This is a genomic window from Pseudomonas lurida, from assembly GCF_013522705.1.
In the GTDB taxonomy this organism is placed as follows: domain Bacteria; phylum Pseudomonadota; class Gammaproteobacteria; order Pseudomonadales; family Pseudomonadaceae; genus Aquipseudomonas; species Aquipseudomonas quebecensis.
In genome coordinates this window covers 195,818-210,084 of the sequence record NZ_JAAMRE010000001.1, presented here as the reverse complement: position 1 = coordinate 210,084, position 14,267 = coordinate 195,818, and the positions used below count along the sequence as shown (strand labels likewise).

Here is a 14,267-nt window from a genome sequence, read left to right as displayed (position 1 = left end):
AGCAAGGGAACACCCGGGCATTCCAGGCCCGGTGGGACAGTCTCGCATGATGCCTGGGGTTAGTCAGTGTCGACCAAGGTCGTGTGGGATCTTATGTCGCAGGCGGCGATCAGCGCGGCGGCAGGGTTTTCTGGCGCAGGATATAGATGCTGACCACCACCGCGCTGGTCAGCATGAAACCGCGTGCCCAGGGCAGCGGCACCAGATAGCAGGAGAGGCCGATGCTCAGCCACATCAGGCCGATGGCGTAGACCTTGCCTTTGAGCGGTATGCCATTGCCATCCAGGTAGTCACGGATCCACGGGCCCAGGCGCGGGTGCTCCACCAGCCACTGGTAGAAACGCGGGGAGCTTCGTGCAAAGCAGGCGGCGGCAAGCAAGAGGAATGGGGTGGTCGGTAGCACCGGCAGGAAAATGCCGATTACGCCCAACGCCACGCTCAGCCAGCCGATGGCCAGCAGCGCGTAGCGCAGGAGCGGCGAGCGCTTGCCCATGGGTGTCACGGGCAAGCGACTCAGTGGTGACGAGGCTTGAGGATCGCCGGTTTTTCGTCAGGAGCGTTGCACAGCAGGTACAGGGCGGTGAGGGCTTCCGGAATCTGTACGATCATGTCGTCCATCAGGTTGGCGTCGGCAGCGATGTCGGAAAATTCCGCCTCTTCTTCGAACAGGCCCGAACCGACCATGATCGGCAGCAGCATCTCGCTGACCTCTTCCTCGGCGGTTTCGAACCAGGCGGCTTCGCGCAGGAACACCCCTTCCATGAAACCGATGCACCAGCCGCGCAGGTCGGAGTCGTCCGGGTCGTCGCCCAGGTCCAGCTCGCACGGCAGCTCGAACTCCTCGTCGGACGCCAGTTGGCGACCGATGTGGGCCTTGAGGGCCAGCAGGGTGGATTCGATTTCTTCGCGTTGGGCGGCATCGGTGTAGTGCGGTTCTTCGGCAAACAGCGCGTCGATCCATTCGCGGTCCGGCACAACCTCGGAACAGATGGACAGGGCGGTCAGGTAGCCGTGGGCGGCTACATAGTCCAGCGCCTCCTCATGCAGCTCATCGGCGTCGAGGAAGGCTTGCAGGCGGGTTAGTTGCTCAGCGAAGGACATGAAGGACTACCTTGGGGATAAACGATGCTGAATTCTAGGCGTTCTTGCGCCCGCAGGCCAGCCGCCATGCATATTTGCCCGGTTTTAAAGACGGGCTGCAATTCGTCAGTGGCGCCCTTTGGCGGATGACGCTCGGGTATACTGCCGCGTTTTGTGATGCCCCTGCCGGCCTGGTTGCCACCCGAGAAAACTTCGCTTACGGATTATTTCCCGTGACACCGGTTTTTTTCGGCCAGCCTGTACAGAGGGTTTCGGTACTTTTTTGGAGTTCTACATGCTCGAGCAGGCTCAACGCGTCCTCAAGGACATCTTCGGCTACGACAGTTTTCGTGGCCGTCAGGGTGCGATCATTGAGCGCGTGGCCAGTGGTGGCGATGCCCTGGTCCTGATGCCTACCGGCGGCGGCAAATCGTTGTGCTTCCAGGTGCCGGCGCTGTTGCGCAACGGGCTGGCGGTGGTGGTGTCGCCGTTGATCGCCTTGATGGACGACCAGGTGGCGACCCTTGAGGAACTCGGCGTGGCCGCCGCATCCCTGAACTCCACCCTCAGCGCCGAGCAGCAACGCGACCTGGCCGCGCGGATCAAGCGTGGTGAAGTCAAAATGCTCTACCTCGCCCCTGAGCGCCTGGTGCAGCCACGCATGCTGGCGTTCCTGCAGAGCCTGGAGATTGCCTTGTTCGCCATTGACGAAGCGCACTGCGTATCGCAATGGGGCCACGATTTCCGTCGCGAATATTTGCAGCTGGGTCAGTTGGCGGAACTGTTCCCCGACGTGCCGCGCATTGCCCTGACGGCCACTGCGGACAAGCGTACCCGCGAAGAAATCGTCGAGCGCCTGCACTTGCAGAACGCCGAACGCTTCCTGTCGAGCTTCGACCGCCCGAATATCTTCTACCGCATCGTGCCCAAGGAGCAGCCGCGCAAGCAGTTGCTGGCATTCCTGTCCGAGCGGCGCAGCGATGCGGGCATTGTCTACTGCCTGTCGCGTAAAAAGGTCGATGAAGTTGCTGCCTTCCTGTGCGAGCAGGGCTACCCGGCATTGCCTTACCACGCCGGCCTGCCAAACGACCTGCGTGCCTATCACCAGAAGCGCTTCCTCAACGAGGAGGGCCTGATCATGGTGGCGACCATCGCGTTCGGCATGGGGATCGACAAATCCAACGTGCGCTTCGTGGCCCACATGGACCTGCCCAAGTCGCTCGAGGCCTATTACCAGGAAACCGGACGTGCCGGCCGAGATGGCCTGCCGGCGGATGCGTGGATGGTCTACGGCCTGCAGGACGTGGTGATGCTCAAGCAGATGCTGCAGAACTCCGAAGGCGATGAGCGCCACAAGCGCCTGGAGCAGCACAAGCTCGACGCCATGCTTTCGCTGTGCGAGGAAACCCGCTGCCGTCGTCAGACCTTGCTGGCCTATTTCGACGAAGACATGCCCGAGCCTTGCGGCCATTGCGACAACTGCGTGGACGGCGTGCAGACCTGGGACGCCACCGAACCGGCGCGCCAGGGCCTGTCGGCCATTTATCGTACCGGCCAGCGTTATGGCGTGGGTCATCTGGTGGATGTGTTGCTGGGCAAGGACAACGAAAAGATTCGCAGCTTCGGCCATGAAAAACTCTCGGTGTACGGCGTCGGCAAAGCGCGCGCAGAAGGCGAGTGGCGCTCGTTGTTCCGGCAGATGGTCGCTCGCGGCCTGGTAGACATCGATCTTGAAGGGTATGGCGGGCTGCGCCTCAACGACAGTTGCCGGCCGCTGCTCAAGGGCGAAGTGAGCCTGCAATTGCGCCGCGACCTCAAGCCGCAGACCACCGCCAAAAGCAGCACCAGCCAGGCCAGCCAATTGGTGCGCGGGGAAGAGCGCGAACAATGGGAAGCCTTGCGCACCCTGCGGCGCAAACTGGCGCAGGAACACAGCGTGCCGCCCTATGTCATCTTTCCCGACTCCACCTTGCTGGAGATGCTGCGCGAGCAGCCCACCACGCTGGCGGAAATGGCGCGTGTCAGCGGCGTGGGGGCGCGCAAGCTGGAGCGCTATGGCCAAGCCTTCCTTGAAGTACTCGGTGGCCAGGCCGAAGCGCCCAAGGAAGTGGCCGACATTCGCCATGAATTGATCAGCCTGGCCCGTGCGGGCATGACCCCTATCCAGATCGCGGGGCAGTTGCAATGCTCGGAAAAAAACGTCTACACCTTGCTGGCCGAATCCATTGGCAAGCAGCAGCTGTCCCTGGAGCAGGCGCTTGATTTACCGGAAGATTTGCTCGGTGAAATACAGGACGCTTTCCTCGACGGCGAAGGCGAATTGCCACCGGTGACGGAGATTGCACCGTTGTTTACCGGCCGCGTGCCTGAGGGTGTTCTGTACTGCGTACGCGCCGCTTTGCAGTCGGAATTCGAAATTTAGTGTGCCAATTACGACAATGTAACGAATCAGTACATGGCCACTCTTGCCTATGGGCAAGGCTCATGCTTAGCTGACTAATAATTAGCCACATTTTATTTTCAGTCTAAAACATGAGTTTTTTATGCCGTTAACCGATCAACACCGTTTTGGCATGCAACTGGCGCAAATGTCCCGAGGTTGGCGCGCCGAACTGGACCGCCGTTTGGCGGGTCTGGGCCTGTCACAGGCGCGTTGGCTGGTGCTGTTGCACCTGGCCCGTTTCGAGGAAGCCCCCACTCAACGTGAACTGGCGCAAAGCGTCGGGGTGGAAGGGCCGACCCTTGCACGACTGCTCGACAGCCTCGAAGGCCAGGGCCTGGTGCAACGCCAGGCTGTGCTGGAGGATCGACGTGCCAAGCGCATCCTCCTGTGCGACAGCGCGCGGCCGTTGATCGATCAGATTGAAACCATCGCCACCGCCTTGCGCCATGAACTGTTCGTGGGCGTGGATGAGGCGGACCTGCGAGTGTGCATGCGTGTGCACGGGCATATTCTGGCGAATCTGGAAAAGTCCTGAGCCTCAGCAGGCCGAGCTTGTTGTGGTGAGCCCGCTCACCACAAATAAATAGCTTGCCGAGCCCTTAAAAGGTCTGCCCCAGGTTCAGGTAAACCGCTCTCTGGTTGTCATCGTTAAACCCGTAACTGAAATTCAGCGGCCCCAACGGCGTGTCGAAGCCCAGGAAAATACTGGCTGCGTTGATGTAACCGCTATCAAATTCATTGTCATTGTTCCACGCCCGTCCGCGCTCCAGGGATGCGCCCAGATACAGCGGGAAATCCAGCGGCAAGTACGAGCGCGGTGTCAGCCGGCGGTAGTACACCGCGCGCATCAGGCTGATGTTCTGCCCCGAAATCGCGTCCTGGCGAAAGCCTGAGAGCTGCCGCGCGCCGCCGAGCAGGAAGCTGGAAATCACCACGTCCGAATCGTCCAGAGTGCGTCCGTAGCGCCCGCCCAGCACCAGGGTGTCCGGGCCGTGGCTCATGGCTTTGTCCAGCTTGAATTCCCATTGGCGGTAGCGCTGGTCCGAACCCAGGCCGGGTTCGAATTCGCGGTAGGCCAGGCCGATGTCCTCCCCCGTGTGGGGGAAGTACACGTTGTCCAGAGAGTCGAAGGAGTATTTCAGTTCGTAGAAACCCTCGTTGAAGCTCACGCTCGGCAGGTCGCGGTCGCCGATGCGCACGTCGGCCTGGCCCCAGGCCTCGCCGATGCCGAAGCGGATCTCGCCGCTGTTGCCGATCTGCCGTCCCACATTCAGGCCAAAACCGTAGCGTTCCAGACGGTATTCGGAGATCGGGTCGTTGTCCAGGATCAGCTCCACGTTCTGCGCCTGGGCACTGATATACGGCGCGACGAAGTACCGCGAGCCGGCGTCCATCGGTTGGTAGAACTCGCTGTACAGTTCCTGGCGATCGCCGATCTGCACTCGCGTCAGCCATTCCGCGCCGAGGCGGTTGATACCATTGACGCGGTAGCTGGCGCCGAGGTTGAAGGCGCTGTCGCCACGCATGTCATCCGACAGGTTAAGCCCCAGGCGCAGGTAGTCGGTGCCGCTGCGTTTGCCGCGCGCGCTGATCACCAGGGTGTTGTCCTGGCCTTTCTTGATGACGCGGTACTGCACCTGGTCGAAATAATCCAGGCCATACAAGGTGCCCATGTCGCTTTGCAGGCGCCCTAGATTGAGCGGTTCGCCCAAGTCTTGGCGAATGTAATAGCGGATCACATCGTCACTGACTTTCGAGTCGTTTTCCACGCGGATGGCGGTGATCACCGGCGTGCGCTCACCCGGCGTACGTGCGGCCACCAGTTGCGGGTCAACCGGCGCAGCGGGGCGCAGGTGTGCCAGGCGCACGTCGAGGGCGCGGGTGGCGCGGTAGCCGGCGTCGATCATGTCCTTGGCGCGACCGAAATCGGTCACCCCGTAGGCAGCCAACGGCGGTTGGATCAACACGTCCCTGGGTTGCAGGGCCTTGAGTTGTTCTTCGGAATTGCGCCGGGTCATCAGCGTGATGGACTGGTTGAGCACATCCACCACCGTGGCCAGTTGCTTGCGAGCGCGCAGCGGCGTGCCGATGTCCACCACGATGGCGATATCCACGCCCATCTCCCGCGCGACATCCAGCGGGATGTTATCGGTCATGCCGCCGTCCACCAGCAACCGACCGTCCAGCTCGACCGGCGCGAACACCGCCGGGATCGACATACTCGCGCGGATCACCTTGGGCAAATGGCCCTTGCGGAAGACGACTTTTTCGCCGGTGGTGATATCGGTGGCCACCGCGCGGAAAGGGATCGGCAGTTTGTCGAAGTCGCGGGTGTCGCTGCTGTGGGCGAACATGCTTTCCAGCAGCAGCGCCAGGTTCTGGCCCTGGATCACCCCCAGCGGCAGGCCGAGGCTGCCGTCGTCGCGGAAACTGAGCTTCTGCTTGACCAGGAAATCCCGGTCATCCTGCTTGCGGCGAAACGGCACATCTTCGCGCGGCGGCGCGTCCGACAGCGCCTGTTGCCAATCGATGTTGAGCGCCAGTTTTTCCAGCTCGTCGATCTTGTAGCCGGAGGCATACAGCCCGCCGATCACGGCGCCCATGCTGGTGCCGGCGATCGCGTCGATCTGGATACCTTGCTCTTCCAGGGCCTTGAGCACACCGATATGCGCCAGGCCACGGGCGGCGCCGCCGGACAGCACCAGGCCGACCTTTGGGCGTGGTATGTCGACGGCGTGCGCGAGGAGGGGCAGCAGACTCAGGAACAGGCAGGACAACAGGCGGCGCATCTTGAATCTCGGGGCTGGACGATAAAGGCGGCTATTATAGCCACCCGATCCTTCGCGCCCGTCATGCCAGGAACCTGTCAAATTATGTCTTCGATCAAACCCGAGGTCGTCATCACGTATTGCACCCAATGCCAGTGGTTGCTGCGCGCCGCGTGGCTGGCCCAGGAGCTGTTGAGCACATTTGCCGATGACCTGGGCAAAGTCTCGCTGGTGCCTGCAACCGGTGGGGCGTTTCAGATCACCTGCGACGGCGTGCAGCTCTGGGAGCGTAAAGCCGATGGCGGTTTTCCCGAAGCCAAGGAGCTTAAAAAGCGCGTACGTGACCAGATCGACCCGGCGCGCGACCTTGGCCACAACGACCGGACGCAATAAAAAAACGGTCACCGCAGCGAACGGCACGGCGACCGTGATTGCTATTTGGCGGTCATCTTTTGCTTGATGAAGCCGACCACCCAGGTCAGCACCAGGCCACCGACACCGCCGCCGGCGATGTTGCCGCCGATGGCCGCGACATCCAGCGGTTCGCCGCCTGAGGTGCCGGTCAGCGCGGCGACGACCTGGCCCAGCAGCAATCCGCCGACGCCACCGAGCAGCGTGTTGAGCCCGGTCCCCAGGCTCTGTTTGGTCATGCCGGCGATATTGCCGCCAATGATGCCGCTGATGATCTGAACCAATACATTGATGAGCATTTCCATGATCAATTCCTGCGTAGCGTTAAGGGAGCGACCCCGCGCCGGCAGCAATGGCGGAACATGCCCTGGCTGTCGTCGAGGAATCGATATCCGTTGAACGACGACAGACTGTTGCGGATGCCAGGAGTATAGATCAGGCGGCTGCGGTGGGCTGTTTGGCCGGGGCGGCGCTGCCCATCAGGCCGGAAATCACGATCGCGACGATGATCAACGCACCGCCCAACAGCATGCGCAGGGTCGGGGTTTCGGCAAACAGCAGCCATGCGGCGGTGATGCCGTAGACCGGCTCCATGGCAAACACCACCGACGCCGTGCGCGCCTTGATGACCGCCAGGCTCGCCACGAACAAGCTGTGGGCCAGGCCGGTGCAGAACACCCCGAGCAGGCCGATCCACAACCAATCCAGCGCGCGCACATCCGCCAGGCCCGGAGCCGCCACCGGCAACAGGCACACCGCTACCACCAGGTTCTGGCACAGCGCCGCCTGCACCGCCGGGATGCGCCCGGAGCCGGCACGGTTGTTCAACGACAACAGGGAAAACAGCAAACCCGAAGCGATACCCCAGAGCAGACCGCCCGTGGCCTCGCTGGCCAGGTTGAAGTCGGGTGTCACCAGCACCAGGCCGACTGTGACCAGCACCACGAGCAGCCCTTCATTGGCGCGGATACGTTCGCGAAAAATCATCCCTTCCAGGATCACGGTGAAGGCCGGGAACGCGGTAAAGCCCAGCGTCGCCACCGCTACGCCCGCCACCTTCACCGCGATAAAGAACGTTACCCAGTGGGCCGCCAGCAACACGCCGCTGAGCAGCAGCCGCCGCCCATCGCGGCGCTCAAGGCGCTTCCATGGGGTGCGGCTGGCGAACCGGGCGAACATCGCCAGGGCAAGCACCGCGAACAGCGCCCGGCCGAATACGATGATCGCCGGCGAGGCAGCCGCCAGTTTGCCGAATACGCCGGTGAGGCCAAACATCAATGCGCCGATATGCAGGGCGCCCAGGGCTGTGCGGGGAGTCATTGCGATCCTTCAAACCACGAGAGTGACAGCTCGCAGTCTAGTGGCTTGGGGTGGCGGGCGTCTGTCGTGGGGCTCGCGCGTTTTAGCGCAGGACTCGCCCTATGACGAGCGCCGCAAGGTTCCGGGAGACGCGCCGAACTCACGCAACATGGCGGCCGCGAATGCGCTTTGCGAGGCATAGCCGACGCGCTCGGCGATTTCACCGATGGGCAGCGCCGTGTCCTGCAGCAGGCGCCGTGCCTTGTGCAGCCGACGGCTGCGGATGTAGTCCATGGGCGTCTGACCGCACTCGGCGACAAATCGCGCATGCAGGCGTGCCACCGACAGGCCGGCGATGCGCGCCAGGTCGGCCACCTGCAGAGGGTGCGACACGTGCCGCTCGATATGCGCATTGAAGGCTGCATAAGGCAGGCGTCGACCTGGCACGGGCTGGACCTGCGGATGGTTGAGGCTGGCGAGCAGCAATACCGCGCCTTGCTGCACCATCAGCGGGTCGTCCACCGGGCTCTGGGCGAGCCACTGCACCAGCTGGTGCTGGCGGGCATCCAGGGCCAGGCGCGCCGGCTGGTCAAGCAGCCGGCGGCTGGCGTCCGCGTGCTCGCCCAGAGACTGCACTACCCAGTGTTCGGTGGGAACGTCCAGCACCAGGCAGCGACTGCCATCGCGACTGCCACAGGCATGGTGGGCGGAGTAGGGCAGCACCATCACGCTGCTCTCGCGCACCTGGCTGCCATGACCATCGACCTCCAGGTCCAGATGGCCGGACAGCCCGAACACCAGTTGCGCATGCTCATGGCTGTGGGCGATGGGCGCTTCGAGGTAGTGGCGTAGGGTGAGGGACGGTCTCATCACGGTCTCCTGGGCGGCGAGGCGCCAGTCTACAACGCATCGCGGGCGCCGGTCGCTGTCATCAGACTGACCCACACTTGTCATGGGGCATTAACCGCCATAGCGCAAGCTCGCGAAAACACCGTCGAGGGATGCCCATGACCAGTGCCGAGTTCGCCAAGCCCAGCCGCAAGCAACGGGTGCGTACCCTGTGGATTTCCGATGTGCATCTGGGCACCCGGGATTGCCAGGCTGAACATCTCTCGCAGTTTCTCAAGGGCTACCATGCCGACAAGGTCTATCTGGTGGGCGACATTATCGACGGCTGGAAAATGCGCGGCGGCATGTACTGGCCCCAGGCGCATACCAACGTGATCCGCCGTCTGCTGACCATGGCCAAGCGTGGCACCGATGTGATCTACGTCACCGGCAACCACGATGAATTCCTGCGCCGTTATTCCAAGCTGATCCTGGGCAATATCCAGTTGGTCGACGAAGCCGTGCATGTGACCGCCGATGGTCGCCACCTGCTGGTGATTCACGGCGACCAATTTGACGTGATTACCCGTTATCACCGCTGGCTGGCGTTTCTCGGCGACTCGGCCTACGAATTTACCCTCACCTTGAACCGCTGGTTAAACCACTGGCGCGCGCGCTATGGCTATGGCTACTGGTCGCTGTCGGCGTACCTCAAGCATAAGGTCAAGACGGCGGTGAGTTTCATCAGCGATTTTGAAGAAGCGATCGCCCATGAAGTGACGCGGCGTGAACTGCATGGGGTGGTGTGCGGGCATATCCACCACGCGGAGATTCGCAAGGTGGGCGAGGTGGATTACTTCAACTGCGGGGACTGGGTGGAGTCGTGCACGGCGTTGATTGAACATTGGGATGGCAGTATCGAGTTGTATCGGCTGGCGGACGCCCAGGGCAAAGAAGCGCAACTGAAGGCCGAGGTGGCTCAGGCACACATTCTGTAACTTCAGATCGCTATCGGGGGCAAGCCCCCTCCCACATTTGTGGGAGGGGGCTTGCCCCCGATAGCGGTGTATCAGTCAACCGGTGACTGACTTAGATGCGCAGTGTTCAGTTGCAGACGTCGGCAATCGCCTCGGCCAGCAACGTCAGGCGTGTCGCATCAATCCCTGCCACGTTGGCCCGTCCCGAACTGACCATATACACGCTGTGCTTCTCGCGCAGTTGCTTGACCTGCTCGGCACTCAGGCCGGTATAGGAAAACATCCCGCGTTGCGCGCCAATGTGCGCGAACCGCTCGGATAAACCGTGAGGTGTCAGAGCCTCCACCAGCCCGGAGCGCAACTGCGCAATGCGCGCCCGCATGGCTTCGACTTCCTCACTCCACTGCTGTTTCAGCTTGGCATCGCCGAGGATGGTCGCCACCACCGCCGCACCGTGATCCGGCGGGGTCGACCACAGATTGCGCGCGATGTTGGCCAATTGGCTGCGCACATCCGTGAGTTTCTCGGCATCCGCCGCACACACAATCAGCGCGCCGACACGGTCGCGATAGAGGCCGAAGTTCTTCGAGCAGGAACTGGTGATCAGCACTTCCGGCAGTTCGGCGGCAAACAGGCGCACGGCCCACGCGTCCTGCTCCAGGCCATCGCCGAAGCCCTGGTAGGCGAAGTCGATCAGCGGCAGCAGGTGCCGTTCGCGCACGATCTCCAACACCCGGCGCCAATCGTCGTGGGACAGATCGAAGCCGGTCGGGTTATGACAGCAGGCGTGGAGCAGCACCACATCGCCTTGCGGCACGGTGGCGAGGGTGGTCAGCATCGCCGCCACATCCAGGCGGTTATCGGCGCCCACGTAGGGGTAATGGCTGACCTTGAGCCCGGCCTTGGCGAAGATGGTTTCGTGGATCGGCCAGGTCGGGTTGCTCAGCCAGACGCCGCGGCCCGGCAGGTTGGCGGCGATAAAGTCGGCACTCAAACGCAGCGCGCCGGTGCCGCCCGGCGTCTGGGTCGCGCCGGCACGCCGCCCGTGCAACAGCGCGGAGTCGGCGCCCAGCACCAGCTCGCTGATCAGTTGGCCGAACGCGGCGTCACCGTGACCGCCGATGTAGGTCTTGGTGGTTTGCCGGTCTACCAGGCGCTGTTCGGCAAGTTTTACCGACGGCGGAATCGGCGTCAGGCCCTGGTCGTCCTTGTACACGCCCACGCCCAGGTCGAACTTGTTCAGATTGGCATCCTGGGCGTACAGGTCCATCAGCCCCAGGATCGGATCGCCGGGCACGCGGCCAATGGCGTTGAAATGCATTACTTGCGGCCCTCGGCGGTCTTGGCCACTTCATCGGTGCGCGCGGCCATGATGAAGTCGTTGCGGTGCAGGCCCTTGATGGAGTGGCTCCACCAGGTCACGGTGACTTTGCCCCATTCAGTCAGCAGGCCAGGGTGATGGCCTTCGGCTTCGGAGATCTCACCCATGGCGTTGGTAAAGGCCAGGGCAAACTTGAAGTTCTTGAACAGGAAAACCTTTTCCAGCTGCATCACGCCGTCACGCACCTCGATGTTCCAGTCGGGGATCTGCTTGATCAGCACCGGCAGTTCTTCGTCGCTGACTTGCGGGGCATCGGCGCGGCAGGCTTCGCAGTGGGCTTGGTTCAAGGTGGTCATGTGCAAGTGTCCTGAATTCGAATAGGTAGAGGTCAGTGGCGTTACCCTAAAGCAACGCGCGGCCAGGGAACAGACTCACCTGGCCTTAAAAGGCGCGGTTCAAGCGGCCTTTGGTTTGGGCGCAAATTTCGGCGCATGCAGACCCAACTGCATGCCGCGCTCGACCATGCCCATGATGTCTTCCTGCGCCACCTCGAACAGACGCTTGAGGTCGGGCAGCACGAAGTACAGCGGTTGCAGGATGTCGATGCGGTAAGGCGTGCGCATCGCTTCCAACGGGTCGAAGGCTTGATGCTCGGGCTCGGAGGACAGGCTGTACACCGTCTCCTTGGGCGACGACAGAATCCCGCCGCCGTAGATGCGCCGGCCGGCCGGGGTATCTACCAGACCGAACTCGATGGTCATCCAGTACAGGCGCGCCAGGTAGACCCGTTGCTCCTTGGTCGCCGCCAGGCCGAGCTTGCCGTAAGTGTGGGTGAATTCAGCGAACCAGGGGTTGGTCAGGAGCGGGCAGTGGCCGAAGATCTCGTGGAAAATATCCGGCTCTTGCAGGTAGTCCAATTCTTCACGGGTGCGAATAAAAGTGGCCACCGGAAACTGTTTGCTGGCGAGTAATTCGAAAAAAGTCTGGAAGGGAATCAGCGCCGGCACGCGGGCGACTTGCCAGCCGGTGGTCTCGGCCAACACCTGGTTGATCTCGCCCAGTTGCGGAATGCGGTCAAGGGGCAGACCGAGCTTGTCGATGCCGTCCAGGTATTCCTGACAGGCGCGGCCCTCAATCACCTTCAACTGACGTGTGATCAGGGTGTTCCACACCGCATGTTCTTCCGGCGGGTAGTGGATAAAACCTTGCGCGTCGGGCTCGCGGGCCACGTAGTGCGTCTGCTTCATACGGCTCTCCTGCTAGGCATTCATTCTTGTTATGTCCTGCGATGGGTCTATTGATAACCCGTTCAGGCTTGCGTGCCAGCCACCTGCCGCGCGCCTGCGTAGGAATATTTACTGATATTCGTAAACTAATCGTTACGCACACGCCGTTGCGCGCAGTGTTGGGCTGGGAAATGTGCCTGGACTGTCACATAATCTTGACGACTATCTGCGCCCAGCGACAAAAAGCCGCGGCGCCTCCCCACTTTTCGGGCCTCTTTCATGCGTATCAAAGTGCATTGCCAGAACCGCATCGGCATCCTGCGGGACATTCTCAACCTGCTGGTGGAATACGGCGTCAACGTCGCCAAGGGCGAGGTCGGCGGCGAGCACGGCAATGCCATCTACCTGTTCTGCCCGAACCTGGTGAATATGCAGTTTCAAGCCCTGCGCCCGCAGTTCGAAGCGATTGCCGGGGTGTTCGGCGTCAAGCGGGTCGGGCTGATGCCCAGCGAGCGGCGACACATGGAACTCAACGCCTTGCTGGGCGCGCTGGAGTTTCCGGTGCTGTCGATCGACATGGGCGGCTCCATCGTGGCGGCCAACCGCGCAGCGGCGCAGTTACTCGGCGTGCGGGTCGATGAGGTGCCCGGTATCCCGCTGTCGCGCTATGCCGAGGATTTCGATTTGCCGGAACTGGTGCGCGCCAGCAAGTCGCGGATCAACGGCTTGCGGGTCAAGGTCAAGGGCGACGTGTTCCTGGCGGATATCGCGCCGCTGCAATCCTCCGAGCACGATGACAGTGAAGCCATGGCCGGTGCCGTGCTGACCCTGCACCGCGCTGACCGCGTCGGCGAGCGTATCTACAATGTGCGCAAGCAGGAGCTGCGCGGGTTTGACAGTATTTTCCAAAGCTCCAAGGTCATGGCTGCGGTGGTGCGTGAAGCACGCCGTATGGCCCCGTTGGACGCCCCTCTATTAATAGAAGGCGAAACCGGTACCGGCAAGGAACTGTTGGCCCGCGCCTGCCACTTGGCCAGTCCGCGCGGGCAATCGCCGCTGATGGCGCTCAATTGCGCCGGCCTGCCCGAGTCGATGGCCGAGACCGAACTGTTCGGTTACGGCCCCGGTGCCTTCGAAGGCGCGCGGGCCGAAGGCAAGTTGGGGCTGTTGGAGCTGACTGCGGGCGGTACGTTATTTCTGGATGGCGTAGGTGAAATGAGCGCGCGCCTGCAGGTGAAATTGCTGCGCTTTTTGCAGGACGGTTGCTTCCGTCGTGTCGGCAGTGACGAGGAGGTCTACCTGGATGTGCGGGTGATCTGCGCCACCCAGGTGGATCTGTCCGAACTCTGCGCGCGCGGCGAATTCCGCCAGGACCTTTATCACCGCCTCAATGTGCTGTCGCTGCACATCCCGCCGCTGCGCGAATGCCTCGACGGCCTCGCGCCGCTGGTGGAGCACTTTCTCGACCAGGCCAGCCGCCAGATTGGCTGCCCGCTGCCCAGGTTGGCGCCGGCGGCGATGGATCGCCTCAGCCATTACCATTGGCCGGGCAATGTGCGGCAGCTGGAAAACGTGCTGTTTCAGGCGGTGTCGTTGTGCGAGGGCGGCACGGTCAAGGCTGAGCATATTCGCTTGCCGGATTACGGCGTGCGTCAGCCGCTTGGCGATTTTTCCCTGGAGGGCAGCTTGGAGGCGATCGTCGGGCGTTTTGAGAAGGCGGTGCTGGAGAGCCTGTACGCCGAGCACCCGAGCAGTCGGCAATTGGGCAAGCGACTGGGGGTATCGCACACCACCGTCGCCAACAAACTGCGCGATTACGACATCTTCAAGACCGAAAAATAATCAACTGGCACAGCGGGGGCACAAAAAGAGGGAGGGGCAAGCCTCCTCCCACATGGGTTCTCTGTCACCCAT

General features: G+C 62.3%; 14 protein-coding genes. 5 read left to right on the top strand and 9 right to left on the bottom strand.

Annotated elements, in window-relative coordinates; genetic code table 11:
• Positions 1-109: 109 nt before the first annotated feature.
• Positions 110-493, bottom strand: coding sequence for a YbaN family protein (locus G7025_RS00895; RefSeq protein WP_181076170.1), 384 nt, complete (start codon positions 491-493; stop codon positions 110-112).
• A gap of 20 nt (positions 494-513) precedes the next feature.
• Positions 514-1,101, bottom strand: coding sequence for a UPF0149 family protein (locus tag G7025_RS00890; RefSeq protein ID WP_181075905.1), 588 nt, complete (start codon positions 1,099-1,101; stop codon positions 514-516).
• Between the two features lie 274 nt (positions 1,102-1,375).
• On the opposite strand from G7025_RS00890, the gene recQ reads away from it, so the two are divergent.
• Positions 1,376-3,502, top strand: coding sequence for a DNA helicase RecQ (gene recQ / locus G7025_RS00885; protein WP_181075903.1), 2,127 nt, complete (start codon positions 1,376-1,378; stop codon positions 3,500-3,502).
• A 121-nt stretch (positions 3,503-3,623) separates the two neighbouring features.
• Positions 3,624-4,058 (top strand): MarR family transcriptional regulator, encoded by a 435-nt coding sequence (locus G7025_RS00880; protein ID WP_181075901.1) that lies wholly within the window; start codon positions 3,624-3,626, stop codon positions 4,056-4,058.
• Between the two features lie 64 nt (positions 4,059-4,122).
• Here the strand turns inward: G7025_RS00880 and G7025_RS00875 are convergent, their stop codons facing one another.
• Positions 4,123-6,312 (bottom strand): patatin-like phospholipase family protein, encoded by a 2,190-nt coding sequence (locus G7025_RS00875; RefSeq protein ID WP_181075899.1) that lies wholly within the window; start codon positions 6,310-6,312, stop codon positions 4,123-4,125.
• An 84-nt stretch (positions 6,313-6,396) separates the two neighbouring features.
• Here G7025_RS00875 and G7025_RS00870 point away from each other — a divergent pair, with 84 nt between their 5' ends.
• Entirely contained in the window at positions 6,397-6,684 is a 288-nt protein-coding gene (locus G7025_RS00870) for a SelT/SelW/SelH family protein (RefSeq protein ID WP_181075898.1), read from the top strand.
• A gap of 41 nt (positions 6,685-6,725) precedes the next feature.
• Here G7025_RS00870 and G7025_RS00865 read toward each other — a convergent pair whose 3' ends face one another.
• The 3 genes from G7025_RS00865 to G7025_RS00855 form a co-directional block, all read right to left on the bottom strand.
• A complete protein-coding gene (locus tag G7025_RS00865) occupies positions 6,726-7,007 on the bottom strand; it encodes a hypothetical protein (RefSeq protein WP_181075896.1) in 282 nt (93 codons plus the stop codon).
• Positions 7,008-7,137: 130 nt separating this feature from the next.
• Positions 7,138-8,022: a DMT family transporter gene (locus G7025_RS00860; RefSeq protein WP_181075894.1), complete on the bottom strand. Its 885-nt coding sequence runs from the start codon at positions 8,020-8,022 to the stop codon at positions 7,138-7,140.
• Positions 8,023-8,121: 99 nt separating this feature from the next.
• Positions 8,122-8,871: an AraC family transcriptional regulator gene (locus tag G7025_RS00855; RefSeq protein WP_181075892.1), complete on the bottom strand. Its 750-nt coding sequence runs from the start codon at positions 8,869-8,871 to the stop codon at positions 8,122-8,124.
• 137 nt (positions 8,872-9,008) lie between these two features.
• On the opposite strand from G7025_RS00855, the gene G7025_RS00850 reads away from it, so the two are divergent.
• Positions 9,009-9,827 (top strand): UDP-2,3-diacylglucosamine diphosphatase, encoded by an 819-nt coding sequence (locus G7025_RS00850; RefSeq protein ID WP_181075891.1) that lies wholly within the window; start codon positions 9,009-9,011, stop codon positions 9,825-9,827.
• A 106-nt stretch (positions 9,828-9,933) separates the two neighbouring features.
• On the opposite strand, the gene G7025_RS00845 is transcribed toward G7025_RS00850, so the two are convergent.
• From G7025_RS00845 to phhA, 3 genes are all read right to left on the bottom strand, one after another.
• Complete coding sequence (locus tag G7025_RS00845) at positions 9,934-11,127, bottom strand: amino acid aminotransferase (protein ID WP_181075889.1); 1,194 nt, start codon at positions 11,125-11,127, stop codon at positions 9,934-9,936.
• Positions 11,127-11,483 (bottom strand): 4a-hydroxytetrahydrobiopterin dehydratase, encoded by a 357-nt coding sequence (locus tag G7025_RS00840; RefSeq protein ID WP_003192995.1) that lies wholly within the window; start codon positions 11,481-11,483, stop codon positions 11,127-11,129. The genes G7025_RS00845 and G7025_RS00840 overlap by 1 nt, the downstream gene beginning before the upstream one ends.
• Positions 11,484-11,582: 99 nt before the next feature.
• Positions 11,583-12,374 (bottom strand): phenylalanine 4-monooxygenase, encoded by a 792-nt coding sequence (phhA, locus tag G7025_RS00835; RefSeq protein ID WP_181075887.1) that lies wholly within the window; start codon positions 12,372-12,374, stop codon positions 11,583-11,585.
• Between the two features lie 258 nt (positions 12,375-12,632).
• Between phhA and G7025_RS00830 the strand changes: the two genes are divergently transcribed.
• The gene (locus G7025_RS00830; RefSeq protein ID WP_181075885.1) at positions 12,633-14,195 is read left to right on the top strand and encodes a sigma-54-dependent transcriptional regulator; all 1,563 of its coding nucleotides are present in this window, start codon (positions 12,633-12,635) and stop codon (positions 14,193-14,195) included.
• Positions 14,196-14,267: the final 72 nt, after the last annotated feature.